This window comes from Sporosarcina sp. NPDC096371 (assembly GCF_044762865.1).
Classification (GTDB): domain Bacteria; phylum Bacillota; class Bacilli; order Bacillales_A; family Planococcaceae; genus Sporosarcina.
Genome location: NZ_JBIWFE010000001.1, coordinates 112202 through 137616 on the forward strand (window position 1 = coordinate 112202; position 25415 = coordinate 137616).

At 42.1% G+C, this 25415-nt stretch carries 25 protein-coding genes and 1 pseudogene; 20 read left to right on the top strand and 6 right to left on the bottom strand.

Translation table 11 applies throughout. The features are described from left to right. Positions 1-953, top strand: a 953-nt coding sequence (locus ACIQ0H_RS00500; protein ID WP_403409360.1) for a hypothetical protein, incomplete at its 5' end; no start/stop codon positions are given. Between the two features lie 226 nt (positions 954-1179). Here ACIQ0H_RS00500 and ACIQ0H_RS00505 read toward each other — a convergent pair. From ACIQ0H_RS00505 to ACIQ0H_RS00515, 3 genes are all read right to left on the bottom strand, one after another. Beyond that, complete coding sequence (locus ACIQ0H_RS00505; protein ID WP_403409363.1) at positions 1180-1335, bottom strand: hypothetical protein; 156 nt, start codon at positions 1333-1335, stop codon at positions 1180-1182. Between the two features lie 317 nt (positions 1336-1652). Continuing rightward, positions 1653-1871, bottom strand: a complete 219-nt coding sequence (locus ACIQ0H_RS00510; protein ID WP_403409366.1) for a hypothetical protein — start codon at positions 1869-1871, stop codon at positions 1653-1655. A 41-nt stretch (positions 1872-1912) separates the two neighbouring features. Next, entirely contained in the window at positions 1913-2128 is a 216-nt protein-coding gene (locus tag ACIQ0H_RS00515; protein WP_403409369.1) for a hypothetical protein, read from the bottom strand. 146 nt (positions 2129-2274) lie between these two features. Here ACIQ0H_RS00515 and ACIQ0H_RS00520 point away from each other — a divergent pair, with 146 nt between their 5' ends. Both ACIQ0H_RS00520 and fliB read left to right on the top strand, forming a co-directional pair. Beyond that, complete coding sequence (locus ACIQ0H_RS00520; protein ID WP_403409371.1) at positions 2275-2877, top strand: hypothetical protein; 603 nt, start codon at positions 2275-2277, stop codon at positions 2875-2877. 102 nt (positions 2878-2979) lie between these two features. Continuing rightward, positions 2980-4200, top strand: coding sequence for a flagellin lysine-N-methylase (fliB, locus tag ACIQ0H_RS00525; RefSeq protein ID WP_403409374.1), 1221 nt, complete (start codon positions 2980-2982; stop codon positions 4198-4200). Positions 4201-4421: 221 nt separating this feature from the next. Here the strand turns inward: fliB and ACIQ0H_RS00530 are convergent, their stop codons facing one another. Beyond that, on the bottom strand, positions 4422-4628 hold the full coding sequence (locus ACIQ0H_RS00530) for a transposase domain-containing protein (protein ID WP_403409377.1): 207 nt from the start codon (positions 4626-4628) through the stop codon (positions 4422-4424). A gap of 114 nt (positions 4629-4742) precedes the next feature. Continuing rightward, positions 4743-4919, bottom strand: a pseudogene (locus tag ACIQ0H_RS21500) (IS66 family transposase); the annotation flags it as partial. Between the two features lie 208 nt (positions 4920-5127). Between ACIQ0H_RS21500 and ACIQ0H_RS00535 the strand changes: the two are divergent. Both ACIQ0H_RS00535 and ACIQ0H_RS00540 read left to right on the top strand, forming a co-directional pair. Beyond that, the gene (locus ACIQ0H_RS00535) at positions 5128-5349 is read left to right on the top strand and encodes an ATP-binding domain-containing protein (RefSeq protein WP_483882530.1); all 222 of its coding nucleotides are present in this window, start codon (positions 5128-5130) and stop codon (positions 5347-5349) included. Between the two features lie 380 nt (positions 5350-5729). Beyond that, complete coding sequence (locus ACIQ0H_RS00540) at positions 5730-7052, top strand: Na+/H+ antiporter NhaC family protein (RefSeq protein WP_403409380.1); 1323 nt, start codon at positions 5730-5732, stop codon at positions 7050-7052. 70 nt (positions 7053-7122) lie between these two features. Here the strand turns inward: ACIQ0H_RS00540 and ACIQ0H_RS00545 are convergent, their stop codons facing one another. Further along, positions 7123-9120 carry a methyl-accepting chemotaxis protein gene (locus ACIQ0H_RS00545; RefSeq protein WP_403409383.1) on the bottom strand — a complete coding sequence of 666 codons (1998 nt, stop codon included), beginning with the start codon at positions 9118-9120 and terminating at the stop codon, positions 7123-7125. Positions 9121-9362: 242 nt separating this feature from the next. Here ACIQ0H_RS00545 and flaG point away from each other — a divergent pair, with 242 nt between their 5' ends. The 15 genes from flaG to ACIQ0H_RS00620 all read left to right on the top strand — a co-directional run bounded on the left by flaG (position 9363) and on the right by ACIQ0H_RS00620 (position 25289). After that, positions 9363-9734 carry a flagellar protein FlaG gene (flaG, locus tag ACIQ0H_RS00550; RefSeq protein WP_403409386.1) on the top strand — a complete coding sequence of 124 codons (372 nt, stop codon included), beginning with the start codon at positions 9363-9365 and terminating at the stop codon, positions 9732-9734. Positions 9735-9754: 20 nt separating this feature from the next. Next, positions 9755-11227, top strand: coding sequence for a flagellar filament capping protein FliD (gene fliD, locus ACIQ0H_RS00555; protein WP_403409389.1), 1473 nt, complete (start codon positions 9755-9757; stop codon positions 11225-11227). Positions 11228-11253: 26 nt separating this feature from the next. Next, positions 11254-11655: a flagellar export chaperone FliS gene (gene fliS / locus ACIQ0H_RS00560; RefSeq protein ID WP_403409392.1), complete on the top strand. Its 402-nt coding sequence runs from the start codon at positions 11254-11256 to the stop codon at positions 11653-11655. Further along, positions 11652-12008, top strand: a complete 357-nt coding sequence (gene fliT / locus ACIQ0H_RS00565) for a flagellar protein FliT (protein WP_403409395.1) — start codon at positions 11652-11654, stop codon at positions 12006-12008. Before fliS ends, fliT begins: the two co-directional genes overlap by 4 nt. Before the next feature lie 150 nt (positions 12009-12158). After that, positions 12159-13625 (top strand): methyl-accepting chemotaxis protein, encoded by a 1467-nt coding sequence (locus ACIQ0H_RS00570; RefSeq protein WP_403409398.1) that lies wholly within the window; start codon positions 12159-12161, stop codon positions 13623-13625. A gap of 378 nt (positions 13626-14003) precedes the next feature. Continuing rightward, entirely contained in the window at positions 14004-14576 is a 573-nt protein-coding gene (hpf, locus tag ACIQ0H_RS00575; protein WP_403409401.1) for a ribosome hibernation-promoting factor, HPF/YfiA family, read from the top strand. Positions 14577-14760: 184 nt separating this feature from the next. Next, on the top strand, positions 14761-17268 hold the full coding sequence (gene secA, locus ACIQ0H_RS00580; protein WP_403412271.1) for a preprotein translocase subunit SecA: 2508 nt from the start codon (positions 14761-14763) through the stop codon (positions 17266-17268). A gap of 39 nt (positions 17269-17307) precedes the next feature. Beyond that, positions 17308-18409 (top strand): peptide chain release factor 2 gene (gene prfB, locus ACIQ0H_RS00585; RefSeq protein ID WP_403412274.1). Its coding sequence is split into 2 segments (ribosomal slippage): positions 17308-17379 and positions 17381-18409, totalling 1101 coding nucleotides; the frame shifts between segments, so codons are not numbered across the junction. 335 nt (positions 18410-18744) lie between these two features. Beyond that, positions 18745-19083, top strand: coding sequence for a cytochrome c551 (gene cccB, locus ACIQ0H_RS00590; protein WP_403409404.1), 339 nt, complete (start codon positions 18745-18747; stop codon positions 19081-19083). A 264-nt stretch (positions 19084-19347) separates the two neighbouring features. Then, positions 19348-20034, top strand: coding sequence for a cell division ATP-binding protein FtsE (ftsE, locus tag ACIQ0H_RS00595; protein ID WP_403409407.1), 687 nt, complete (start codon positions 19348-19350; stop codon positions 20032-20034). Continuing rightward, positions 20024-20908 carry a permease-like cell division protein FtsX gene (gene ftsX / locus ACIQ0H_RS00600; protein WP_403409410.1) on the top strand — a complete coding sequence of 295 codons (885 nt, stop codon included), beginning with the start codon at positions 20024-20026 and terminating at the stop codon, positions 20906-20908. The genes ftsE and ftsX overlap by 11 nt, the downstream gene beginning before the upstream one ends. Positions 20909-21131: 223 nt before the next feature. Further along, the gene (locus tag ACIQ0H_RS00605) at positions 21132-22442 is read left to right on the top strand and encodes a murein hydrolase activator EnvC family protein (protein WP_403409413.1); all 1311 of its coding nucleotides are present in this window, start codon (positions 21132-21134) and stop codon (positions 22440-22442) included. 155 nt (positions 22443-22597) lie between these two features. Continuing rightward, positions 22598-23218, top strand: coding sequence for a hypothetical protein (locus tag ACIQ0H_RS00610; protein ID WP_403409416.1), 621 nt, complete (start codon positions 22598-22600; stop codon positions 23216-23218). Next, positions 23211-23777 carry a peroxiredoxin family protein gene (locus ACIQ0H_RS00615; protein ID WP_403409419.1) on the top strand — a complete coding sequence of 189 codons (567 nt, stop codon included), beginning with the start codon at positions 23211-23213 and terminating at the stop codon, positions 23775-23777. Before ACIQ0H_RS00610 ends, ACIQ0H_RS00615 begins: the two co-directional genes overlap by 8 nt. A 72-nt stretch (positions 23778-23849) precedes the next feature. Beyond that, a complete protein-coding gene (locus ACIQ0H_RS00620; RefSeq protein WP_403409422.1) occupies positions 23850-25289 on the top strand; it encodes a S41 family peptidase in 1440 nt (479 codons plus the stop codon). The last annotated feature ends 126 nt before the right edge of the window (positions 25290-25415 follow it).

A 25415-nucleotide genomic window follows, 5' to 3' on the forward strand; every position in this document is an offset into this window, starting at 1 on the left:
TGACCATCGATAGTGCTACCCAACAAGTGAAGATGTCGAGCAGTGCAAAAGACGGTCAAGTGATTACATTAACAGGCAAGTACGAAGGCTTGACGGCAACTGCGGAAATCACAGTCAAGGATGGTTCCGTAAAGCCAACAAGTATCTACTTTAAAGAAACGAAGTTGGACATGAAACCAGGTGAAACGATAGGTTACCAACTAATAGCGCTTATGGGTGATGGAAGTGAAGAAGAAGTCACGTCATCAGGAACGTATACCCGTTCAAATACTTATTTGGCCATCGATAGTGCTACCCAACAAGTGAAGATGTCGAGCAGTGCAAAAGACGGTCAAGTGATTACATTAACAGGCAAGTACGAAGGCTTGACGGCGACTGCGGAAATCACAGTCAAGGATGGTTCCGCAAAGCCAACAAATATCTATTTTAAAGAAACGAAGTTGGACATGAAACCAGGTGAAGCGATAGGTTACCAACTAATGGCGCTTATGAGTGATGGAAGTGAAGAAGAAGTCACGTCATCTGGAACGTATACCCGTTCAAATAGTTATTTGACCATCGATAGTGCTACCCAACAAGTGAAGATGTCGGGCAGTGCAAAAGACGGTCAAGTGATTACATTAACAGGCAAGTACGAAGGCTTGACAGCGACTGCGGAAATAACAGTCAAGGATGGTTCCGTAAAGCCAACAAGTATCTACTTTAAAGAAACGAAGTTGGACATGAAACCCGGTGAAACAGCGGTGTACGAACTCATCGCAATCTTAAGTGACGGAAGTGAAGAAGTGGTGACATCATCCGGAACATATACCCGCTCAAATACTTATTTGACCATCGATAGAGCTGCCCGACAAATGAAAATGTCAAGTAGTGCAAAAGACGGTCAAGTGATTACGTTAACAGGCAAGTACGAAGGCTTGGCTGCGTCTGCGGAAATCACAGTCATCCAATAATGTCGATTAATAAATGGTTTGTTTACGCGGATACATCAAATCAAGTGTAGTAACTACTCAGGACATGCCAAAAAGACCGTACTTGATATCAAATAAACAAAATCCCTACTTCTATTAAAAGTAGGGATTTTGTTTATTTGGCAGCACTTTTCTCTAAGGAAGAAATCGAAACAGATAGTGTTGATAGTGAGGTGGGGGAACTAAAAAATAGGGGTATACAATCAATTTATTCAACCAAATACAACCTAGAATTTTCAGTTGTTACCATTCGTTCCCTAAAACAATATTCAGTTAGCGCACTAATCGTTAACCCCGTCTGCTGTCGGATTTTTGCAAGGGTATTTCGATGATCGTCATTAATGATAAGCTGATAATTTTTCATATCTTCCTTATTCTCTAGAAACGGATTGAATGCCGCAAGGTTGTCTCGATGCATACTACTCCAGTATCGTTGCTAAACAATGAGCTAAGATGATTCAATTGTTCATTGATTTCAGCTGTGGGTTTGCTCAACATGTATTTTGCAGGTAGATGTATAGTCGTCCTTTTTGCGATTGTACGTATGGGTTGTTCAGGTAACGACTTTCTACTCATCGATTCATGAAGCTAGGAAGACACAAGATGAAGAAAGTAAATGATTTGAAATTGGTCATACAAAATAAGACGGTTTTGGCCATCTATCAGAAAACAAAGTTTGAATCAATCAAAAAGTAATTGAATGAGCTGTGCATTTTCTTCGATTGAGAAGCAATCGGTCGATAGAATAATTTTGTTGACAATACCATTGCTCAACTTTAAATGACCATCGTTCTGATACCACCATGCTAGTGCTCGCTCATTAAGATAATGTTCAATGAAGTCAAAGGGCAAACTTTTCTTTCCGTTAGGATACCATTGCGCATAAAGCTGCGTGACCACTTCCTCAGTTCTTGATTGAACGAAAAACTTTCTGAATACCCTTATCGTAGCCGTGGGTCCTTCACTTTTCGATAGGTTGGCGGGTTTAGTGGAATCTTTCCTTTTAATTGCTCATTGCAGTGTTCTGTCCATCCATAATCCTCTACCCGATGCATAAACTGAAATCGCGGTTTTCTGCCCTCTTGTTTCGTAATACCACCATTACCAAGTAATTTTCCGCAAATAAAATTTTGAAACTTCCCAGACGCAATTGTCACGAAAATCCCTCTTTCGGTCGAGAACATATGTTCTTATTTTAGCTAAATCTACTAGAAAAAACGTAATTGAATATCACGAAATATAACCGATATAAAGTATATAGAAGCGCTATACTTTCTTAAATAGATTATTGGAGGCGTACATTGTGGAACTTGTTTTGGGACAACAACAAATCCAATATAAAAAGCAACCATCTGCGGATGAAATTATTGAGAAAATAAATGAGTTACTAGTGAATGGTTATTTCTTCAGCCACTTCATCGTCGATGGTAAAGAAATATATGAAGATCATGAAGAATATCTGAACTTGAATCTAGATGGAATTACGAAACTAGAAGTAATTGCAAAAACAGAAAAAGAATTTATGAACGATATCCACCTTTCCGCAGAAGACTACCTAAAGCGAGTAGGACCCGAGCTTGTTATACTGTCAGAAGGTTTTCACAGCAATCCGACATCGCAAACATGGACCGACTATGAATTACTTTTCGGGGGAGTAGAGTGGTTGTATGACATGCTTACGCTAATAGGCCGCAGCGAAGAACGTCTTGCAAATTGGGAATCGTATGTAAGCCTATCCAATGAGATGCAAGAAATACTTATGCAACTTGGACAAGCTGTAGAAAAAAATAATTATATGCAGACTGGAAATATTCTACGAGATCGGTTGATACAAAACTTTGAAGCATTCGAAATAGCAATTAAAAAGACGAATGATGAACAGGGAATTAGGCCAAATCTGCATTAATTGGGTGAGGACTTTATTCCATAGCGTTCAAACCATGGGGCTTTATGTAGGGAAGAGTAAACTGATAATCCGTTTATTAATAATTTAAGAAGGTGCAAACGAATGAAAGAACAGACAAGGGAAATCATACTCCCAGAATATATGAACCAGTTCCAATGTATCGGTTCAGCTTGCGAAGATACATGTTGTGCCGGCTGGAAAGTGATGGTCGATAAAGACACCTTTAACAAATATAGAAGTACGAAACACCCTGAAATGAAGCCTCTCCTAAAAGAAAATGTGACACGAAATCGGTCGGCTGGTTCGAATGGTGCATATGCAAAAATAAAAATGGATGAGGTAGGGAGCTGTACGCTTCTGGATGAAGACCGGTTATGTACGATACAGAAAGAACTGGGTCCCGAATTTCTATCGAATACATGTGCTATGTACCCGAGAAAGTTGAATATTATCGATGGGGTAGTCGAGAAAACGGCTACATTATCTTGTCCAGAAGTAGCAAGGCTTGTCTTGTTGAATGAACGGGGGATTGAATTTGTTCAGGATGTGGAACCGGCCGATACAAAAGGGTTTGTGAAAATGAATTCCATGTCGAAAGAGCAGCAGGGGTTATTCTGGGACTTGAGAATATTTACAATCAGAACGTTGCAAAATCGAACGATCTCGATTGAAAATCGATTGATCATTTTAGGTTTGTTCTTTAAAAAATTCGACGAACTGGATGCAAGTAATAAAAGTGAAAAGATGCTTACTCTCATCCAGGAGTTTGACAGAAACATAAATAATAAAGGTTTCATAGACTCAATTAATCAGCTTCCCGCAAACATTTCCTTTCAAATCAGCTTGTGTAAAAGTTTGATTAAATACCGAACGACAAGTCCGATAACTAGTCGGCGATATGCTGAATGTTTGGATGAGATGGTAAAGGGGCTTGACTTGAATGGTGGTGTTCAGGATACGGAAGTGATTCAGCACTATCAAGATGCATATGAAATGTATTATAAACCGTTTATCGAGGATCATGAGTACATATTAGAGAATTACTTAGTGAATTATGTGTTTATGAATTTATTCCCATTCGATAAGAAGACTGTGACAGACAGTTTTGCAATGCTCGTTATCAATTTCTCTTTGATCAAGCTGCACTTAATTGGCATGGCAAAATATCATGAGGGATTGACTACTGACTTGGTCGTGAAGCTGGTTCAATCGTATTCGAAGACCATTGATCATAATACGGCCTATTTGAAGAATGTCGAGAACTTGATGAGAGAGCATGGTTATACGACGCTTGCGCATATGGTTGTGCTTGTGAGGAGTTAAAAGTAAGGTAAGCCAACAATCAAACAACGCGTATTCACCTGCACCACCTCCTGGCACGATGGACATATCAATTGAAGGAGGTGCTTTCCCTGAGCGACAAGACAAATTAACAATGATCTGTTGAGAGCTGATAGCAACAACGGACAAACTGGCGTGAGTTATTGCGATGTAAGTGTCAAATAGCGCCCACCTGTCACTTCAGGGGGCGCTTATAATATGCTTTATTTAGTTCTAATCGGAACGTGACATTCTTTTGGAAGGGTCTTCGTCCATGGAAGCAGTTGTTCGAGCGCTTTGGAATCCTTCAGATCGATTAAAGGTAGCTGTTCAAATACGTGGGTTAAGTAAATCAACGGATTTAACGGATTTTCTCTAGCAGTTTCTACGATACTATAAACGATTGTGTTTGCTTTTTCGCCTTTCGTCAATTGAGAGAAGAGCCAATTTTTTTATTATGTAATTAAACGTAACTACTCAGGGCATGCTAAAAAGACTGCGTAAAGCAATCTTTTTTAACGTAGGATATATAACCTTTCTAGTACTTATTGAAGTACATCTAATAATCGCTCATCTCTCTTTTGTGCTGTCGAAAAAAAGGAGCGAATGATAAAGAGAGCTTTTGCACATTCTTCGCTTCGGAAAAGACCTGAAATTTTTTCTTTTATGCGAATCATCCATAAATCTCGTGCAGCCTGATTATTATCAAACGATACATGAAGATCACGAAGAAGAACAAGACCTTATCGCGATGGGAAGAATGTAAAGTGAGTGTCTACGACGAAAGAGTTATTGGTAAATCGTATTCAACTACTTGTTAAGGACATTTTGAAACATGCTGAAAATTTAGAGTCAATTGCGATTATTGCAAAGACGTTCGAAGCAACCTAGGAACTAGAACGCAATCTGCCAGTTGGTTTAAAAGCGGCAATACAAACTGACCAACGTCAAATTAAATCTAAAGTGGTACTAACAACACCTGGTGATGCTAAAGGCCTCGAGTTCGATTGCGTCATTATTGCAGACCTAAGTGAATACAAAGCAACTGATTACGATCGTAAACTCGCATACGTCGCCACAAGCCGGGCTTTGCATGAATTATATATCTTCCACACGGGATCAGTTGAGTATTTAATGGGGGGAAAGGATTAAAACGTTAACAGGGTCAAAGGAATATGATTTTACGTAGTTTTTGAAAGTGATAATGGTTAAATTTTGATGAAATTATTAAAATAGCCCTTCAAACGAGTACATATCTCGATTGAAGGGCTCTATTTTGTGCTATACTGTTTTCTGGGTACTTATGTACTGAAACCTCAAATGGGTCATCATTTCGTAAATTAGTACTAACAAGCATATATCTATTTTCAGCTTATTCTTAAAATATCACATTACCTACATAAAAGTAAACCCTTTTGAATTAAGATTACGAAAATAGTAATGATTCCGTCGGTTAGGCAAGGTAGCCCAGTTCGTTAACTTCGAAGGAAAGATGATACATAGAACTTTTTAGAGAGGAATGGAGGATTTACATGTCAAAACATGAAGTGAAAAAGGGAAGTCTTGTTGCGTTCTTGCCGTTAGTTGTTTTTATATTCCTTTTTATCGGTTCAGGTATTTTGACAAAAGACTTTTCGAGTATGCCGTTGAACGTTGCCATACTTATTGCTGCTGCAGTTGCGTTGATGATGAATCGAAAAGAAACGTTTAGTAAAAAGGTTGATATTTTTACTAAGAGTGCGGGTCATCCAAATATTATTTTAATGGCTGTGATCTTTATTTTAGCGGGTGCTTTTGCAGGAGTTGCGAAGGGCATGGGGGCAGTTGAATCGACAGTGAATCTTGGCTTGTCGTTATTGCCAGCAAATTTGTTGATGGTTGGCTTGTTTGTGATTGGTTGTTTTATTTCCATATCGATGGGGACATCGATGGGAACCATTGTCGCATTGGCACCAATTGGCGTAGGCATTGCAAGTGAAACGGGTATCCCGGTGGCTTTGGCAATGGCGACAGTAGTTGGCGGTGCAATGTTTGGGGACAACTTATCGATGATTTCGGATACGACCATTGCAGCGGTTAGGACCCAGAATACGAAAATGAAAGATAAGTTCAAGGTCAATTTTATGATTGTGCTACCTGCAGCGATTTTAACGTTGATTATTCTTGGCATTCTTACACGTGGACATGCAGCAGACCTTGTCGGTGAGTATCCGTTTGAGTTGGTAAAAATACTGCCGTATCTTGCTGTTTTAGTGGCAGCACTATCTGGGGCACATGTGTTGGTTGTGTTGGTTGGTGGAACGATTTTTGCAGGAGTGATTGGACTGCTGGATGGCTCCTATCATGTGAGTACCCTCTTGCAGGCGGTTGCTGATGGGGTTATGACAATGGAGGATTTAGCGATTGTCGCTATTTTAATCGGCGGTATTGTGGGGATTATTCAACATAACGGTGGTATTGATTACTTATTACGTGTTATCACGAGTAAAATCAAAACGAAAAAAGGAGCCGAATTTGGGATTGCAAGTTTGGTCAGTGTGGCAGATATAGCGACTGCGAATAATACGATAGCAATTATTATTACTGGGCCATTAGCGAAGAGTATTGCGGATGAATATGGTGTGGATCCTAGAAAGTCAGCCAGTTTGTTGGACACGTTCTCAGGTTGTTGGCAAGGGATTTTACCTTATGGTGCACAATTACTCGCCGCAGCTGGATTAGCTGCCATCTCACCGGTGAGTATTATGTTTTATTCGTTTTATCCCATTCTAATGGGGATTTGTTGCGTGATTGCGATACTGATTGGTTTTCCGAAGTTTAGGCAGATGGATAAGGTTTCATCTTCAGTAGAATAAGAACTATCGATTGTGAATGATATACAAAAAACCGCTTAGACACTTATCCTAAGCGGTTTTTTCTGATTCATTAAACTTTAAAACGATTTACAGCTAAACTCAATTCCTCACTTAACCCCGTCAATGTTTCCGCGGCATCTGTTACGGATTGAATGGCGCGAAGTTGTTCGTCTGTCGAGGCGCTTACTTCTTCACAAGCAGCGGCAGTTTCCTGGGAAGTTGCTGCCATTGTTTGAATGGTTTCGGAGACGTCTTCCTTGTGTGTCGCGACTTTTTGAATTTCTCCGTAGACTGCATCGATGGAATCTTGCATGTCCGCCATTAGGGTAGAAATTTCACCGAAAGTGATTTCGGTATCGTTGACGACAGTTCCTTGACGTTGGAAGTTTTCGCGTGTGTCGTTCATTTGCTGGGTAACCAACCTAGATTCTGCTTGCAATTCTTGAACAGTCACTTTTACTTCTTCGGTAGAGCGAGCCGATTGTTCGGCCAGTTTCCGCACTTCTTCTGCGACAACTGCGAACCCTTTGCCGTGTTCGCCTGCACGTGCAGCTTCAATGCTGGCATTTAGTGCAAGTAGATTTGTTTGTGATGAAATTTCAGTGATGGTTTCCATGACGCCACCGATTGCTTTCACTTTAGTTTCGAGCGTGCCAATGACTTCGGACATGGCTTGTAAATTGGTTTCCCAGTCACCAAATGATTGTTTCAGTTGTTGCATTTGACCTTGTCCATTGGTATTCATGTCACTGGCTTTGGTTGCGATGTCCGACATAACTTCAGCTTTTGTGGTGATTTCGTTAATTTGCTGACCAAGTAAATCAGCACGTTCTGTGACGATTTCTGCATCTTCGGCGGATCTTGATGCGCCGTGAGCAATTTCATTTACTGCATGTGCGACTTCTTCACTTGAAGCATTGGTTTCTTCTGCGACTGCACTCAAACTTTCAGAACTGGCACGAACATTTGAGACAGAGTCGTTGACGACGGTGATAATGGCATTCATATTGTCGATCATTGTGTTGAAATTTTGGCCAAGTTCACCGATTTCATCTTTCGTTTTAATGTCAGAACGAACCGTCAAATCACCTTGTGAAACAGAATCCATCAGTGAATTTAATTGACCAAGTGGTTTGATAGTTCGACTAATCATGATGTATAAAGCAGCGAAGATAACGAGCAACGTAACTAGTGCGACGATAATCATTGAGGTGCGTAAATTATTTGCCGTAGCATTTATATTATTTTCTTGGAAGACAGCGGAAATCTTCCAACCAAGTCCTGGTAACGTGGTGTGGACATTTACAAAGTTGATATTATCGGCTTCGTAATAAGAGACGCCGTGGTCGTTTCCTTCTTTATATAAGTCTGCGATAAAAGTGTAATTCATATAATTTTTCCCGGCATCATAGGGGTGAGCAATGATGTTCCCGTCTGTATCCAGCACCATTGGAAAGCCAGCATACCCAACATCGCTAGCTGCTACTTTTTCACTAAGTGCCGTAAGTTGAATATCAAGTGCGAGAATACCAATGATTTCACCATTTGACTGGACGGCTTTGGATGCAGCGATGACTAATTCACCAGTAGCCGAGTCGGTGTATGGTGAAGACCATTGGACAGCGTCAGGATGTGCAATGGCATTAAGATACCATTCGCGCGTAGTCGGGTCGAAGTCGGCCCCGAGATCAGCTTGAGGCATGATAACTACTTCTTTAGTAGGTAGCGCTAAATAGACGGATGTTACATCTTCATAGAAGCCAAGGAAATGCTCAAATTCTTTTTCGAGATTTGCGACGGGATTGTGTGTCAAAGTGTCTTCACTGGGAAGTTTGAATTCTGTTACAGTCGGCGTCGAGGACAACTGTCCGATGCCTTTGCCGTACTGCCCCAGGAAGTTTTCCATGGCGAAGCTGATTTCATTGATGAGCGCTACACTCGATTCAATCGCACTTTTTTCGGTTGTATTTTTGACTTGTGTACTGCTGATCGTTGTCATCGAGGCGATCCCAATTAGGAATAACACCATGACGGTGAGGATGATTTTTGTTTTGACAGATTTAAACATATATAGTTACCACCTTCTCTTTCATTTTTATAAAATTGTGTTCCTAATAAATATTTCGGCTTGTAGATGTACTTGTTTAGTTATGGATAAAGTTACCAAGAAGTTGAACAGGGTTTTAAAGCTGGATCTGTAAATAGTTTTGTTAGCGTTTCAATACTTTTTATTCCCAACTTCCTCAACTTCCTTTTACACTTGCCGATATAAATCGTAATGGAAGTTCTCGAGAACAGGGAGGTTAGGGTATGGTAGGGCGTATGGATAGTGGAGCTGTGACGCATCAAGCAAACGTTCCAGTAGAAAAAGTAGCTACGGACAAGGAAGTATCAGTAGCACCTGTACAAGCAGTTGTCGAAAAAGCACAGCCGCAAGTTAACCAAGAACAGAAAATGCCGGCAGATAAAGCAAGGCAATTGACGGATAGTATGAATACATTTTTAGCAAGTGCGAATACGCAATTACGTTTTAAGTTTCACGATAAGCTAAATGAATATTATGTAACAATAGTCGATTCGACAACCGACGAAGTGATTAGGGAGATTCCTTCAAAGAAACTGATGGACATCCATGCAGCGATGCGCGAATTCGTCGGCTTGCTCGTAGACGAAAAAATTTAAAGGGAAAGGTGTGAAGGAATATGAAAATTGGTGGAATGGTATCCGGAATGGATACAGAAACGATTATTAAAGATTTAATGAAAGCAAATCGTATGCCGCTCGATAAAATTACACAAAAAAAGCAATATCTACAATGGCAATTGAATGATTACCGTAGCATTAACCGTAATTTGAAAGCAACAAGTAATAAAATATTCGATACAATGATGCGTGAAAGTACGTTTACGGCGAAAAGTGTAAGTAACTCTAATCCGGATGCGGTTAGTATCAAAAGCATAAACGCGACATCAGATTTTTCAGGGACAATTTCGATAAAGAATTTAGCTACTCAAGCGACGTTGCAAAGCGAAGGTAAAATCGAAATGACTGGCGGAAAAACAGAAAATTCCACTTTGAAGGAACTTGGAATTACTGGCTCGGAAATTATTATTACGGCACCAGGGGCTCCAGTTGGCGATGGTAAAGTTGAATTCAATCCAGATAAAGATACACTAAAGTCATTGCTTGAAAAAATCAATAAACAAACTGGGGTGAATGCATTTTTCGATTCACAAACTGGTAAAATTGCAATGACTGCCAAGAATAGCGGTGAAGGCCCAATTAGTGTGACTGGTAATATGGATGTGGCTATTCCGGGCACAATGAAATTAGTCGGTGTAAATGGGAAACCAGGTGCAGATGCGACATTCACATTTAATGGTCTTGAAACTACGCGTCCATCCAACACGTTCCTAATTAACGGTTTTGAAATAAACTTAAAACAAGTCACAACGGCTGATGTGACATTCAGTTCGACCGCAGATACAGACAAAATTGTGGATTCAGTTGTTCAATTTGTAGAAGATTACAATAAAATGATTGAAGAGTTAAACGGTAAAATTCGTGAGTCGAAATATCGTGATTACCAGCCTCTTTCTGCTGAAGAAAAGAAAGATATGACGGAAAATGAAATTAAACTATGGGAAGAGAAAGCGATGAGTGGAACGCTTCGCAATGACCCAACAATTTCTAGTTTGCTGAACAAGATGCGTGACGTATTGAATGGCGGGGTCAAAGGGACGGATGGTGAGATAATTCGTCTAAGTGATATTGGCATCACGACGTCTAAGGATTACAAGGATAATGGGAAACTTGTTATTGACGCCGACAAACTTCGAAAATCGATTGCGGAAGATCCAAACAAAGTTTCCGAGCTTTTCACAAAGTCGAGTACGGTTCAGGGGGAGGAAGGACTTGCAAGACGATTCCGTAGTGTCGTTGATGAAGGCCAAAAATCGATTGCGAAACGTGCTGGAAGCGTGGGTGCAGGTAATGATTCGTTTACGCTTGGTAGCACGATGAAAAATATGGATGAGCAAATCGTTCGGTTTGAAGCTCGTCTGAAATTGACTGAAAATCGACTGTGGAAACAGTTTACGGCAATGGAGCAAGCAATTCAGCGCGCAAACGCACAATCGGCTGGTCTCATGAGTGCACTTGGCGGCGGTATGTAATAATGTAGTACAAAAGGAGATATAAAATGGCTATAAATAATCCATATGCAACTTACCAGAATAACTCGGTCAATACATCGACGCCTGGTGAGCTAACATTGATGTTGTACAATGGTTGTTTGAAATTTATCGAACAAGGGAAAAGAGCATTGGAAGAAGGTAGGATCGAGGAGAAGAATAAGTCGATCCAAAAAGCACAGGCCATCATTTCTGAACTCATGCTGACACTCGACACGTCTTATCCAGTTGCCAAAAACATGCTCGTTCTTTACGAATTTGCAAATAGTCGTCTCATTGACGGCAACATTAAAAATGATAGTGCTTTTTTCGACGAAGCATCTAGTATTATTACGGAGTTCCGGGATACGTGGAAACAGGTTATTCAGATTAACCGGCAGAAGCAATATGGAAGCGTGGATGGAATATGATTCGGCCGGCAATGACCGTTTGGCGTGATGTGACGGAGAAGTTGTTGGCGTTGACGTCAGGCGAGGTTTCGGAAGAACAGCGCGATGCCGTGATTTTACATATTGAAGGACTTTTAGATGATCGTGATAAGTTACAAGCGCATATTGTTGCGCCATTCACTACTGGAGAAGAAGCATTTGGTAAGGAACTCGTCGCTCTGGAAGACGATGTTCAGAAGAAGCTTGCATGGTTTACAAACCAGATACGTATGGATATATCAGATGCCCAATCAAAAAAAGGGACGATGAAAAACTACATCAATCCTTACAGCAATGTAGCGCGTGATGGCACGTTTTACGATACGAAACAATAAAAGGGAACTCGGTAGGGAACTATACTCTATCGGGTTTTTCATGTGTTTTAAAAGGGTACTATACGAACAGGACATTCACTGTAGTAGAGCAAGCCGTCCACACCCATTTTACATCCATAAAACTAGTTGATCCTCAAGGAGAGAAAAAATATGAATATTGATCAATTGAAGCAGGAAGACTGGCTTCGAAAAAATCGAATTATGATGATTGGCTTTGCGCTTGCGGCTGGACTTGGCTTGATCGCACAACTGATCTTGCAGTCGCCGATGGCTATTATTTTACCCGTTGCGACTCCTTTTGTAATGGCTATTCTAATCTATAGTTTGAGCATAAAAGTAGGGGTATTGTCGCGAGCGCTTCCTTACCTATTTCTGATCTTGAATTTTGCCATTGCGATGGGCGTTATCTTTTTCTCAGAAGCGAATCTTGGGACCCTCGGTATTATCTTTCTTATTTTGGTGCTCGCTTCCATTCATGGGCAGATGCGGGTGATGGCATTTGGTTTTGTATTAGGCGCAGTCGCGGTGATTACGAATAATCTCATATTCGTTGCACCAGACCTTGTTCATGAAAGTGGGACGAATCTTGTCATTTTGTATCTTCTTTCGGGGCTGCTACTTTTTCTGCTCGTTCGTCAAAATGGGCGGGTCTTTGCGCATGTGGAACAACTTATTGCATTGAAGGAGTCTAAGGTTCGTGAGGAAGAAGTGTTAACAGAAAAATTGGATCATGCTGTCGAAAAGATTACCGCTAATCTTGGCTTTCTTCGTTCGAATACGGAGACATCTGTCACATCGCAGCGCGAAATGCTCGCCGCTGTGCACGAAGTGAGCGCCAGCAGTCAACAACAAACGGATCATATTGCAGATATTGCAGAAAACGCGGAGCGAACGTACGCGTCTGTTCAAGTCATTGCGGAGGGATTAGGCCAAATCGTCATCCAAGCAAATGAAGCCGGTCACAAGGCGGGTGACGGCACTGTGAACATGTCAAAGTTAAAAGAAAGTATCGACACATTTTCTACGTTTTTTACCGAGCTACATGAAACCTTTGCGGTATTAACGGGTAAGATTGATGAAACGAATACGTTTGCAAGCTCCATTAAAGAAATAACAGATCAAACGAATTTGCTTGCGCTGAACGCATCGATTGAAGCGGCTCGGGCAGGCGAACATGGTAAAGGTTTTGCGGTTGTGGCGGATGAAATACGAAAATTGGCAAGCCTGACAGATGAGACATTGAAGAAAATTGATATGAATTTAATGGAAGTAAATCGTTACAACAATCTTGCCGTTCAAAAGCTTGGCGATGGATTGCAACAAGTTGCCGTGCAAACGACAGTGGCAGATGAATCAAGTGCTTCGTTCGCAGATTTAGTTGACACAATGATGGTCTTGCAGAAGGAGTTATCTGCGTTTATCCAAGACTTTAGCAGAATTACACTAGATAGTGAATCCATTCGAGAGCGCACGCTAGCGTTTGCAGCAATCATTGAGCAAAGCACGGCGGCTATTGAAGAATTGAATGCAACGCTCACGGAATTGACGGAAGAGCAACAACAGATTGCGGTGTATATTGATGAAACACATGCAGAAGCCGTTTTAATGAAAAAATAGTAAAGTGCGGAATGGCGCTTTCGTAATTCGATGAATACTTCAGGTGTACTTTTGGGAAGCCTCGTGAAGGAGAGTCTTCGCCCAGAGGCGTTACACTTTTTTCGCAGTTTGATATTCCAGGCGTAATCATGTGGTGATAGCCATATAGTGGTGAATATATGTGGTTACGATTTGGATGAAGCTACTGCGCTTGAACGAAAATTGTAGGGGAGCACAAGATTTGTCGGTGCTTCGAAAATATTTTTTAGAGGGTTAACAAGCGTCTGTATGCGGATTAGTCACAAATCGACAAATTTTTAAAATTAATAATGTTTTTAGAAGGACTTTATAGGGTAGATGTAGAATAGTACTGTATGGTCAAATAAAGGAGGAGTTCATATGTTAAACTTCAACATCCGCGGTGAAAATATTGAGGTGACTCCGGCGATTCGTGAACACGTCGAGAAGAAAGTTCAAAAACTCGAAAAGTACTTCACAGAACAAACGATTGAAACAGCAACAGCAAATGTGAATATGAAAGTGTACAATGACAAACAAACAAAAGTGGAAATCACAATCCCTATGAAAAATTTGACTCTACGCGCTGAAGAACGTCATAACGATTTATATGCATCAATTGACTTAATCGTCGATAAGCTTGAGCGTCAAATTCGTAAATACAAAACAAAAGTAAATCGCAAGTTCCGCGAACGCGAAGGCGTCGCTGCATTCTTTGCATCGGTCAATAGAAGTGAAGATAAGAATAGCGAAGTAGTAAACGATGAGGACAACGAATTCCCAATCGTTCGCACAAAGCAATTCGACTTGAAACCAATGGATCAAGAAGAAGCGATTCTTCAAATGAATATGCTAGGCCATGATTTCTTCATCTTCACAGATGCTGAATCGGATGGTACACATATTGTCTACAAACGTTCAGATGGTAAGTACGGCCTAATTGAAACAAACTAAATCTTGCAGAATTCAAACCCTCGAGCGAACGCTGCTTGGGGGTTTTAACTATCGTTTGAAATAAGTGTGGGGAAAGTACCCCATGCGCAAATATAAATCTTCTGAAACTGTTTTGCTAGACCATTTGCGCCTAGCATTTTACAATGTTAAAATGAAGAGTGAACCTAATGAGGATGTGACCTGTATGCTAGGCGTATTGAATAAAGTGTTTGATATGAATAAACGGGATCTGAAACGTCTCGACAAGATTGCGGATATGGTTGAAATGCTTTCTCCACAGATGGAGCAGTTATCGGATGCTCAACTGGCAGGGAAGACGGAGGAATTCAAGGAGCGCTATTTAAAGGGCGAAACGCTTGATGATCTTCAAGTGGAAGCATTTGCAGTTGTACGTGAAGCGTCGCGACGCGTACTTGGTATGCATCCATTCCGGGTGCAAATCATTGGGGCGGCTTCTTTACATGAAGGTAATATTTCCGAGATGAAAACAGGTGAAGGGAAAACGTTGACGTCCACACTGTCGGTTTATTTAAATGCGCTTGCAGGTAAAGGCGCGCATGTTGTGACGGTGAACGAATACCTAGCCAGTCGTGATGCTGTAGAAATGGGACAGCTTTATGAATTCTTAGGATTAACTGTGGGTTTAAACTTGAATAGTTTATCGAAAGAAGAGAAACGTGAAGCGTACAGTGCAGATATTACATACAGTACGAATAACGAACTCGGTTTCGACTATTTACGCGATAATATGGTGCTTTACAATGAGCATAAAGTGCAACGCCCGTTGTTTTACGCGGTTATCGATGAGGTTGACTCGATTTTAATCGATGAAGCGCGTACACCGCTGATTATTTCTGGACAAGCAGCGAAAGCGGCTGAGTTGTATCGCTTGGCAAATATGTTTACGCGAACACTCAAAAAAGATGAAGATTATTCTTATGATGAATCGACAAAAGGTGTTGTCTTGACGGAGAGCGGTATTGAGAAAGCCGAGAAGGCATTTAGCATTGATAACTTGTTTGATTTGCAACATGTCACGCTCAATCATGCGCTTAACCAATCCTTGAAGGCGATTGCAAGTATGCATATCGATATCGACTATGTTGTTCAGGAAGGCGAAGTCATCATCGTCGACTCATTTACAGGACGTTTGATGAAAGGTCGACGTTATAGTGATGGTCTTCACCAGGCAATCGAGGCAAAAGAAGGTCTTGAAGTTCAGAATGAGACGATGACGCTTGCGACGATTACATTCCAGAACTTCTTCCGTATGTATGAGAAGCTTTCCGGTATGACAGGGACAGCGAAAACGGAAGAAGAGGAATTCCGTAATATTTATAATATGAATGTTATTGTGATTCCTACCAATCGTCCGATTGCGCGGGATGACCGGGCGGATTTAATTTATTCAACGATGGATGGCAAGTATAAAGCCGTTGCGGAAGAGATTAAAGAACGGAATGCGAAAGGTCAGCCAGTTCTGGTTGGTACTGTCGCTATCGAAACGTCTGAAATTATTTCGAAGTACTTGACGAAATATGGTATTAAACATAGTGTGTTGAACGCGAAAAACCATGGTCGAGAAGCGGAGATTATTTTGGAAGCAGGTCAAAAAGGCTCTGTTACCATCGCAACGAACATGGCTGGACGTGGGACGGACATTAAATTGGGTGAAGGTGTCCAAGAACTAGGCGGTCTTGCGGTTATTGGTACGGAACGACATGAATCACGTCGGATTGATAATCAGCTTCGTGGTCGTTCTGGTCGTCAAGGTGACCCAGGTGTAACGCAGTTCTATCTTTCACTTGAAGATGAATTAATGCGTCGTTTTGGTTCGGATCAAATGAAGTCAATGATGACAAAACTTGGTATGGACGATACGACACCAATTCAGTCAAAAATGGTGTCACGTTCGGTTGAATCTGCACAAAAACGGGTAGAGGGTAATAACTTCGATTCGCGAAAACGTTTGCTACAGTATGATGATGTATTACGTCAACAACGTGAAATCATCTACAAAGAGCGTAACGAAGTGTTAGAATCAGATAATGTCCGTGATGTGTTAGAAAATATGCTGGCGAATATTATCAACCATGCGGTTGAACTGCATACAATGGAAGAAAAACAAGAAGACTGGAAACTGAAGGGCCTTGAGGATTTCATCGGTGCAAACTTGTTACCAGAAGATCGTTTGACGATGAAGGATATGACAGGCAAATCGGCTGAAGAGTTGACGGTAATGATCCAACAGGCAGTCACGGAACGTTATGACGAAAAAGAAGCAGAAATGCTAGAAGAGCGCATGCGCGAATTCGAAAAAGTCGTCTTACTTCGTGCTATCGATTCCAAGTGGACGGATCATATTGATGCGATGGACCAATTGCGCCACGGGATTCACTTACGTGCTTATGGCCAAACAGATCCGTTGCGTGAATATCAATCTGAAGGATTTGCGATGTTCGAGGAGATGCTGGCTGCGATTGAAACAGATGCATCTAAGTATGTCATGAAGGCAGAAATCCGTAATAATCTTGAGCGTGAAGAAGTTGTAAAAGCACAGGCTGTCAATCCGAAAGAGGATGGCGAAAAAGTAACGAAGAAACCAGTACGGCGTGCAGTAAGCATCGGACGTAATGACCTATGTACATGCGGTAGCGGGAAGAAGTATAAAAACTGCCACGGTCAAGAGTAAGTCGCCGGGGCAACCCAATTTCAGGAGGAATAAATAATGATAGAATTATCCGATGTACGTAATGAGCTAGACAAATCAGCTAAGAAATTAGCGGACTTTAGGGGGTCTCTTTGACTTAGAAAACAAAGAGGCACGAATTCAAGAGTTTGATGAAATTATGTTAGATCCAACATTCTGGAATAACCAGGACAGTGCGCAGAAAGTGATTGCCGAGTCGAAGGCGTTAAAAGATGTCGTTGGCGACTATACGGAGCTCACTGACGAGCAAGAAAACTTGGAAATGACGCTCGAATTATTACGTGAAGAATTCGATGCGGAGATGCAAGAAGAGCTTGGCGCAGAGTTAAAGGAATTCAAGTTGAAGATGGAAGCTTTCGAATTGCAAATGCTGTTAAGCGATGAATTCGATAAAAACAATGCGGTTCTGGAATTGCATTCAGGTGCAGGTGGTACGGAATCTCAGGACTGGGCATCCATGCTTCTACGTATGTATACACGTTGGGCAGAGCAGCGCGGGTTCAAAGTGGAGACACTCGATTACCAAGCGGGTGACGAAGCGGGCGTGAAGTCGGTGACGTTGTCTATTAAAGGGCATAATGCTTACGGCTATTTGAAAGCGGAAAAAGGCGTTCATCGTCTTGTTCGTATTTCACCATTTGATTCATCAGGCCGCCGCCATACGTCATTCTCTTCTATTGAAGTAATGCCTGAATTTGAAGGCGACGTTGATGTAGAAATTAAGATGGAAGACGTCAAAATTGACACATACCGTTCAAGTGGTGCGGGTGGTCAGCACGTCAATACGACGGATTCCGCTGTACGGATGACGCATATTCCTACGGGTGCGATTGTAACGTGTCAAACAGAACGTTCACAGATCAAAAACCGTGAGCGTGCAATAAATTTATTGAAGGCTAAAATTTACCAAATTCGAGTGGAAGAAGAGGAAGCACGTCTTCTTGAAATTCGAGGCGATCAAAAAGAAATCGGTTGGGGCAGCCAAATCCGTTCTTACGTTTTCCACCCGTATTCTATGGTGAAAGATCACCGGACGAGTGCGGAAACAGGAAACGTTGGCGCAGTGATGGATGGCGACATCGATTTGTTCATCAATGCGTATTTACGTTCACGTATTTCGTAATGGCCGAATGAAAGAGAAGCGCACTTCGCGGTGTGCTTTTTCTTTTTGTATTAGGAAAATATGGTGTTCGTTTGGAGCATGTTTTAGAAGTACGGAATGTGTGTATACTACATAATAGAGGCGTAAACAGAACCATTATCTTCATCTCATGGGCTGAATGATCGCGTTCACAAAGTTGGAACAATTCATGATTACGTTGGCTTGTCTGCGTTTGTCATGGTTTTGTTTAATTTTAAACTGTGGGTAGGTGATTCAGGTACGGAAGTTTTTTGTATCCGCGGGTGATTTTGGTATACTTATATGTGGAATTCGTCAATTCACGAGGAGGTAAGAACATGAAGAATAAACTTTTAGCGGTGATGTTCGGTGCTGTACTTGTCCTTGGGGCATGTGGCGGCGCTAAAACGGACAAAGAAACAGACAAACAAGCAGGTGCTGGCGGTGAGACAGCTGCAGTGGATCCAGAAGCAGTGGTGAAAAGCAGTTGTATCATGTGTCACGGTGGAAACCTTGAAGGACAAGGTAATGCTCCATCACTAACTGATGTTGGATCACGTTTGTCTGAAACAGAAATTCATGATGTAATTGTCAATGGTAGAGGCGGCATGCCACCAGTTAAGTTGAGCGATGACGAAACTAATGCAGTCGCAAAATGGCTTTCTGAGAAAAAGTAAGTGTGAACACGAAACCATTACCGGGGAAACTCAGGTAATGGTTTTTTTCTGTGTGATAATAAAGAATTTGACTTGTTGGGGTGGGATGGAACAAGGAAGAGCGTTTTGCAGTCCTATTATGTGAAAAAAGGTTCTAGCAACAAGGTTTGTCGTCGGGATCGTGAAGCCCAATTGATACACAACTGTAATGCTTAGGTTTCTGATTCATGTTATAATAGGCTTGTTGGGTAAAAAGAGGGAAATTTATTTTCAGGTGGTCTTAACATGATTGTAATGAAAAATGTGTACAAGAAGTATCCGAATGGCGTGGTTGCCGCGAATGGCATCAATATTGAAATTAACAAAGGCGAGTTCGTCTATGTAGTTGGGCCGAGTGGTGCGGGGAAGTCGACGTTCATCAAAATGATGTATCGTGAGGAAACCGCGACAAGTGGAGAAATTATCATTAACGACATTAACCTAGCTACACTGCGCAACAAACGTGTGCCTTATTTGCGTCGGCAAATTGGCGTCGTTTTCCAGGATTTTAAACTATTACCGAAATTGAATGTTTACGAGAATGTGGCATTTGCCCTTGAAGTTATTGAGGAATCGCCAGCAGAAATTCGCAAAAAAGTGAATGATGTCCTTGGACTCGTAGGATTAACACAAAAGGCACGGATGTTTCCGAATGAACTGTCAGGTGGAGAGCAGCAACGCGTTTCGATTGCAAGGTCAATCGTCAACGTTCCAAAAGTTGTGATTGCCGATGAGCCGACAGGAAACTTGGACCCTGAAACGTCATGGGAGATCATGAGGATTTTCGAACAGATTAATGCTCGCGGCACGACAATTGTCATGGCCACCCATAATAGGGAAATTGTTAACACAATCAGGCATCGTGTCATCGCAGTAGAAGGCGGACTCATCACCCGTGATGAATACGGAGGTGAGTACGGCTATGAAGGCTAGAACATTGGGCCGGCATATGCGCGAAAGTTTGAAAAGCCTTCGTCGTAACAGCTGGATGACGTTTGCATCGGTTAGCGCCGTGACGGTTACGCTTTTACTTGTTGGTGTGTTTATCGTGATTATGATGAACTTAAATCAATTAGCGGAAAGTATCGAAAACGATGTTGAAATTAAAGTAGTGGTAGATCCTGCAGCGGATGAGGCAACCGTTAAGGAGCTGCAACAAAAAATCAGTTCGACAAAGGGCGTTGCAGAAGTCGTTTACTCATCGAAGGATGAGGAACTGGACAAGCTGATTGAATCTCTCGGAGATGAACTAGGTTTATATAAACAAAGTAACCCGCTTGGTGATGCGTTGTTTGTGAAAGCGAAAGAACCGCAGCAAACCGTAGCGGTCGCCAAAAAAATTAGTACATATGACTACACATCTGAGGTTGTGTACGGTGAAGAAAAAGTTGAGAAACTTTTCAACATTCTTAACGTAAGTCGTAATGTTGGAATTGTGTTAATCGTGGCGCTGCTATTTACAGCGATGTTCCTGATTTCGAATACGATTCGTATTACTATTGTGGCGCGGGGAAGAGAAATTGAGATAATGAAATTGGTTGGCGCAACGAATAGCTTTGTTCGTGTTCCATTTTTATTGGAAGGAATGTGGCTTGGCGTTTTAGGTGCAGCCGTCCCGATGCTGATTATTTCCGTATCCTACTATAAAATGTATGAATACATGGAACCGAAATTACAAGGTGAGTTGTTTCAATTATTGAATGCGATGCCTTTTATTTACCAATTGAATGGGTTGATTTTATTCATGGGGATCTTTATTGGCGTATGGGGCAGTTTTATGTCCGTTCGTAAGTTTCTTAAAGTTTAATTGTTTAACTTGAATCAGCGGAAGTTCCTGCTGATTTAAGAGCAGCCTCCGGCGGATGTCACAAATTTTGAAGGGAGTTAAGGAAGGCAGTCTAAGATCGCGACGTCCTGTCGCAACGACTGCATGACCTACATCCTGTATGCCTCAAGCGCAATTCAAAATTTGGACGCAATTACGCCAAGGCGTAATTGATTAGATAGAGAGTGAAAGGGGAACAGAGAAGTTGATAAGATCTAAGTGGTTACTTTCAGGTACTATCGTCATTTTTCTCCTATCCACAATATTAGGTGGGACGAGTGCAGTTTTAGCAGACTCGTTGGATGACTTAAAAAAAGAACAGCAAGATGCAAAGCAGAAGAAGAATGAATTAAATCAAGGCATTCAGCTAAAAACAGTTGAAATCAAAACGAATATATCAACAATCGATAAAATTATGGGTCAGATCTTGGAATTGAACGCAAAAATTGAGACGACAAATACGAATGTCAACAGAGTCATTGATCAAATTAATCAGACGACGAAAGAAATTGATGCACTCCGTATTTCGATTGCAGACCTCGAAAAGAAAATTGAAGAGCGTGATGAAGTATTACGCGAACGTGTTCGTGCGATGCAAGTAAAAGGTGGACAAGTCAATTATTTGGATGTTCTACTTGGTGCAAATAGTTTTGCAGACTTTATCGACCGATTTTCTGCAGTTAATGCATTGATGGATGCAGACCGTAAAATTATGAAACAACAGGCTGAAGACGTTGCGCAGCTAGAGAATGAAAAGGCGCTTGTCGAACAAAAGTTAGCGAAGCAAGAAGTGGATAAACAAGAACTTGAAGGTTTAAGGGCCTCACTTTTGACGCAGAAGAAGAACAAGGATGGGCTAATTAATCAATTGGAAGCTGAGCAGGAAAAGCTAAGAGTTGAAAAGAATAGCCTTGAAACTGAGCTTGATGATGTGGTTGAGGTAGAAGAGAAACTTCAGCAGCAAATCGCCGCAGAGCAAAAACGTCTTGCGGAAGTTGCACGAAAACTGGCAGAGAAGAAAGCTGCTGAAGAACGTGCGAAACGAGAAGCTGCGAAGCAAGCAGCAGCTAATGGCGGTTCGAGCCAAAGTATCCCGTCTGTTTCAAGTGGCAATTGGACAAAACCTGCAAATGGACGTTTCACATCTCCATTCGGATGGCGAACGCTTGGTGGGATAAGTCGTCAGCACCGCGGTGCCGATATTGCCAATTCGGTTGGAACACCAATTATCTCGGCAGCAGATGGAGTGGTTTCCTATGCCGGTGCATTGGGTACGTACGGGAATGTAGTAATGGTGACGCATCATATTGAAGGGCAGACGTTTACGACGGTGTATGCGCATCTATCTTCGATTGGTGTTGGCGTAGGGACACAAGTTAACAAAGGTCAGTATATTGCAGCGATGGGGAATACCGGTCGTTCAACAGGACCTCACTTGCATTTTGAAATCCATGTCGGCAATTGGTCTGGTAAGGGGCCAAGTGCAGTTAACCCGCTACGTTATGTTTCGTTCTAATTGGATTGTATAAAGAGAAGGCCCGCCTTAATGGTGGGCCTTTTTGTTGGAAGATATTCTGCATTGGTTGGACAATTCTTCCGGGCAAAAAAGTCGATTTCAACCGGCATTTCCGCTAGCATGGAAGGTATATAGAGTAGAAGGAGCAGACGCTTATGCCTGTGACACATTATTTTACACTAGGAAATTTATCAGTCCCGTCTGCTTGGATTGCGTTCATTGTGGCGTTTGTCGTCGCATATAGTGCAGTTCGGGTTCGTTATGGGAAAAAGCATGCGGAACTTCTATCAGATGCCTTTTTTTATGTAGTCATAGTATGGAAATTAAGTGTCCTTATTACTGATTTCAGCTCGGTTATCCGCTCGCCCATGTCGATCATTTATTTCGATGGAGGGGTTGTTGGTTTCTACCTTGGCTTGGCGTTTGTAGCAGGCAAGGTGTTGGTGGATCGAAAGAAGGGGCGTCTTGCCGCGGATGGATTACGAGTGCTGTTTACAAGTACAGTGATTGTGCAGGCGGTTTACCAGGTGATGATGGTTTTATTGAATGATGGACAGTTGGTTACGCAGGTAGTGACCATTGCGGTGTTTGGAATGTTTGTTGTATTTTATTGGATAAAGGATGATGGAACACGTCCATTCATTCTGTTGTTCATGGCGGTTCACGTTTTTGTGGCGGCATGGCAACCAGCGGGCGTTGTTGGGACGCCAGTTATTGTGACTGTACTACTAGGCTGTTTGTTTATGGCTGTAGATTGGAGGAACAGAAATGAATAAAAAAATGATAGGCTACGTGATCGCTATATTGCTTGTCGGTTCGATGGTTGTCATGATGGTGAAATCGAATATCGAGAAGACAGAACCCATTGAAGAATATCTAGTCGGGTCGGAGGAAATTCCTGGACTAGAAAAAGGAACTACGCCACCTGATTTTGAACTCACGACGCTTACTGGGGATGTTGTGAAGTTGTCGGATTTGAAGGGCAAGAAAGTAGTGTTGAACTTCTGGGCATCGTGGTGCGGACCTTGTAAAGCAGAAATGCCACATATGCAAAAGTATTATGAGAAAAATAAAGACAAAGAAAATGTTGAAATCATTGCGGTGAATTTGACATCTGAGGAGAGAAGGGGCATTGAAGGGGTTGAGCAATTCATTGACGCCTATGGGCTTACCTTTCCTATCCCAATGGATACGGATGGGGACGTGATGATGCAGTATAAGGTCATAACGATACCCACGACATATATGATTGGGACAGATGGGGTCATCGCCTTTAAAAAGGTGGGACCGATGGATGAAAAGACCTTGAAAGCACTTATAAACAATTTGGATTGAAGAAAGCCGGCTCTCTGTGTCGTAATGTTGCTTTTCCGTTCATATAGTGGACGGAGGAGGGGGCATTGCATTATGCAGAGAAGCCGGTTTTTGCTATTCGTAATTTTAGCCGTAATGGCGACAGGTGTTTTTCTGATATTGGATGGCTGTTCTGGAAAAGAGCAGCAGGGAACTGGGACGGCGAGTACGTTCCCAGTGATTGACGAGGCGCTGAACGTCATTAAGGAAAGGGGAGTCTATCCGGTTGAGCAAGAAAAGTTGATTGAAGGGGCGTTACGCGGAATGGCTGATACAATCGGCGATCCGTATTCGACGTACTTTTCAAAGGAGGAAGCTGCTGCCAGTAAAGAATCACTTGCGGGTGAGCGGATTGGAATTGGTGCGGAGGTCACGCGGTCGAATGGGAAATTCATCATCGTGGCACCAGTGAAAGGCTCTCCATCCGAGAAAGCGGGATTGCAGCCATATGATGAAATTGTCCGTATCGATGGGGAGACGCTCGATGGGGATTCATTGCAGGACGTTGTACAGCGTATTCGGGGCAAGCAAGGGACGGCCGTTACCATGACCATTTATAGGCCTGAATTGAATAAACATATTGAAGTGTCGGTCATGCGTGAGGCGATGTCTGTGAAGACTGTGGCGGCTGAAGTCATTGAAGTGCGGGGGAATAAGATTGGCTACATAACACTGACGAAGTTTGCTGAAGATAGTGCGAAAGAGTGGGAGAAGGCGACCAATCGGTTAATAAAAGAAGGTGCACAGGCACTAATTATCGATTTGCGTGGTAACCCGGGTGGTTATTTGCATACGGTCGGTGACATCGCGGGCAGTTTATTGCCAGAGGATACGGTTTTTGCTTTTATGCAAAATCAGCAAGGGGCATTGACGCCGCTTGTGATAGAGAAATCTAAGGATCTTTCGTATGATAAAAAGTTAAAGAGCATGCCTGTTGCATTGTTGCAAGATAAAGGTAGTGCCTCGGCGAGTGAAGTGTTAAGCGGCGCGTTGAAGGATTTAAAAAGAGGCTATATCATGGGGACGACAAGTTTTGGAAAAGGGACCGTTCAAGATTTCACGGAGTTATCGAATGGCGGAGAAATGAAGTTATCGACGCATAAATGGCTAACACCGAAAGAACAATGGATTCATGGGAAAGGCGTCAAGGCGGATTTAGAAGTCGAACAGAATGCGTTGTTCGTCGAGCTGACTCGGCTTGTGACGGGGGTCTATGAGGAAGGGGCTTACCACGAAGATGTTGCGTATGGTCAGAAATTACTAGAGGGTCTTGGCTATAGTGTCGGCCGAACGGATGGCTATTTTGATGAATCGACTACGCTAGCAGTTCAAGCATTTCGTGCGGATGCCAAAGTGAAGGCTGATGAAAAAATGGACCGGATATTTTACACGGCTCTAAAAGAAAAAGTGGAAGCGTATCGGAAGGATCACAAAAATGATGACCAGCTGCAAATGGCAATCGGCTATATGCATCACCAATTGAATGAGAAGTGAAAGTAGGGCTCCTGGTGTGATGCTAGGAGTCTTTTGTTTTGTTTAATCGGGGAAAGTATGTGTGATATCTCCCATTTACGGGAAAATTCAATGACACTACACATTCTACCTCATTCTTTTGATACA